Source organism: Atribacter sp., from assembly GCF_035418125.1.
Taxonomy (GTDB): domain Bacteria; phylum Atribacterota; class Atribacteria; order Atribacterales; family Atribacteraceae; genus Atribacter; species Atribacter allofermentans.
In genome coordinates this window covers 1-2,481 of sequence record NZ_DAOLQM010000296.1, presented here as the reverse complement: position 1 = coordinate 2,481, position 2,481 = coordinate 1, and the positions used below count along the sequence as shown (strand labels likewise).

General features: G+C 36.6%; 2 protein-coding genes. Both read right to left on the bottom strand.

Going from position 1 to position 2,481, the window contains the following annotated elements; all coding sequences use genetic code 11:
* Positions 1-241: 241 nt before the first annotated feature.
* A complete protein-coding gene (locus PLK24_RS10725; RefSeq protein WP_324478996.1) occupies positions 242-1,459 on the bottom strand; it encodes a clostripain-related cysteine peptidase in 1,218 nt (405 codons plus the stop codon).
* Between the two features lie 520 nt (positions 1,460-1,979).
* Positions 1,980-2,481, bottom strand: a 502-nt coding sequence (locus tag PLK24_RS10720) for a hypothetical protein (protein ID WP_324478994.1), incomplete at its 5' end; no start/stop codon positions are given.

The window sequence follows — 2,481 nt, the reverse complement described above, 5'->3', positions numbered from 1 at the left end:
CAATTCGTTGCACCTCCTTTCATTGCCCTTTGGAGTTTGAGACGAGATCGTCTTGTTTTTCATGCATTCATATATACTATACGATAAAAAAGCAAAAATGACTACAACTTTACCGAAAAAAAGTAAAGAAATAAAACAACTTAAAAAAAAGACCTAAACCTATAAAATCTATCTTTTCAAAATACCATAACAAATTATTGAAAAAATGAAAAGCCCCTGATTCAAAATTATTGAAAATTAACTATTTTTTCCTCAAGGCAAATAACTTTTGAATAACTTGATTCCACGACGTATCACGATTAAAGACGAGTAGTTCATACTGTGGATTATAGGATTTATAAGGAAAATAAAGACTTAAACCATGAGAATATTCCACATCAAAACCATGAGTTCTATTATAAAGAACAACTTGAGAAAGGAGATTGTTTATCATTAAGGCTGAAGATTTTACCTCAGAAGATCGAACTTCACTATTGGTAGCCAACAGTTGAGCAAAGTCACCCAGGTCGATAAAGTCATAATCACTAAAATATTGGCTGGAGTCTCCAATATTAATATAAATCTGGGGTGAGGTTTGGTTATCTAATAAAATTGCTTTGGAAAGGAATCCAATGTTTGCTGTTAATTCTTCCAATTGATTCAGATCGGTGACAGAAATATTGACATTTTGAGAAGGAAATTGATCGATAAAACTATCAGCAATGATTTGAGCAAACTGGATTTCCTCCATGGCTGGATTGGTGATGAGACTTTCAAGGAAGGTGGTATAATCCCACCCATCTCCTGGAACACTTTCTTGTGATGCCACCATAAGGTTTGAACTCTTCCGGACTTCATAGGCTACTTCTACCATGGCCATTAAACAAGCATCCATACCAAGAAGGTTGATTGGTGTATTTAGAATGGATTTTGCGCTCAGTAAAGCCTGACCTAATTCTGGAATTGTAATAGAATCGTTATATGAGGTTTGATCGAAGGAAATGTTTTTTCCTTTGAAACCGGATCCATGATTCCATAGAATAAGGGCATATTTATCGGCTGGATAATTTTGGCCACAAAATCGAATAAAATCAACCAGGTTATTTGCATCACCCATGTTAATTTCGCCTAAATGTTGGAGAACCTTGGAGTTAATTTTTAGAGGATCGTTATCTTTTTCGATGAGATAACGAATAGCCGGTCCCTGTAAAGAATCGTGCTGAACAATAATATTTACCTTATCGGATGAACCTACCCTTTCCATTGAATTTAAATCGGCTATGGCATGGTTGTCGAGGTCATTGTCGCCATTGAGAAAGACCATAACTGTCCAGTTTGCTTTTGTTTTTTCATAACCGGGTAATTGGCTGACTGAACCAATGCAACCATTAAGGATAAAGGCGAGAAAAAGAAGGTTAAAAGTAACAATAAACCAGCTATAGAATTTAGGTTTGAATATTTTTTGCTTAGGGATGCTCAAGAAAAAACCTCCTGGCCTTTGTTAAACTGTACATAGTATAGACTTTATGCTACATAGTGACATCATATAATGACGAAAATATCTTTTCACAAATGAATCTCCCTCTTTGGCCAAAGGGAGAAGAATAAAAAGATTGAGCTCATGAGATTGCCACGTCACTCCGTTCCTCACAATCAGGTTGTGTCACAATTATTCTGTAAATTATTTACTCCCACTTATGTTAATATTTTACAGTAATATTGGGAATAGATAACCAATAAATGAAGATAAATGTACTGTATCCTCCACTTTCACGCCATGCTTGGTGTAAGAAAGGAATTGTGACACAGTCTGAATGACGACTTTAGTTCCTTCTCCCTTGATGGGAGAAGGTGAGGATGAGGGTGAAAACCCAAGATTCGACATGCCATGGCATGTCACTACATTAATCGGGTGCAATATATTTTCTCTCCTACAATTTTTAAAAACTTTTGTAGGGGCTTGATTAAGCCCGCAAAAGGACTTATAAGATAGGATACAACTAAAATTGCACTTCAACTTCGATGCGCGAAATATCAGCACCTGATTCACTGGTTTCACCAGTGGTATCAGTAAAAGAAAAAAATCTCCGGTATTGGATATTGAGAACTTCATAATTCCTGAGCGAATCAAGAACATTTCCCTGTATATCGGTAGTCACTGCCATGAATTCAATGGAATTTGGACTATTGAGATCTTCTAAATTAATTGTCATAGTTACTGTCACATCGGTGGCACTGGCATCATTGATGAAAATTTGAGTTCCATCAGGTTTTTTTAAATAAAAATTTCCTCCGTCATAACGGGCAACATAGTAATTATCCCAGGTGTTCGGATCGGCTTTGGGACCAGTGAGAATGTTGCCGTCAGTGTCGAAAACAAAATAATAGATATATTGCGACGAAGCCAATCCTTTCATAATTCCTCTAACAGTCATGGTTTTTCCAATTTCTCCCCAACTTGGCTGGTCACCACGAGCACAGCCGGTGGCCATAATGCTTATT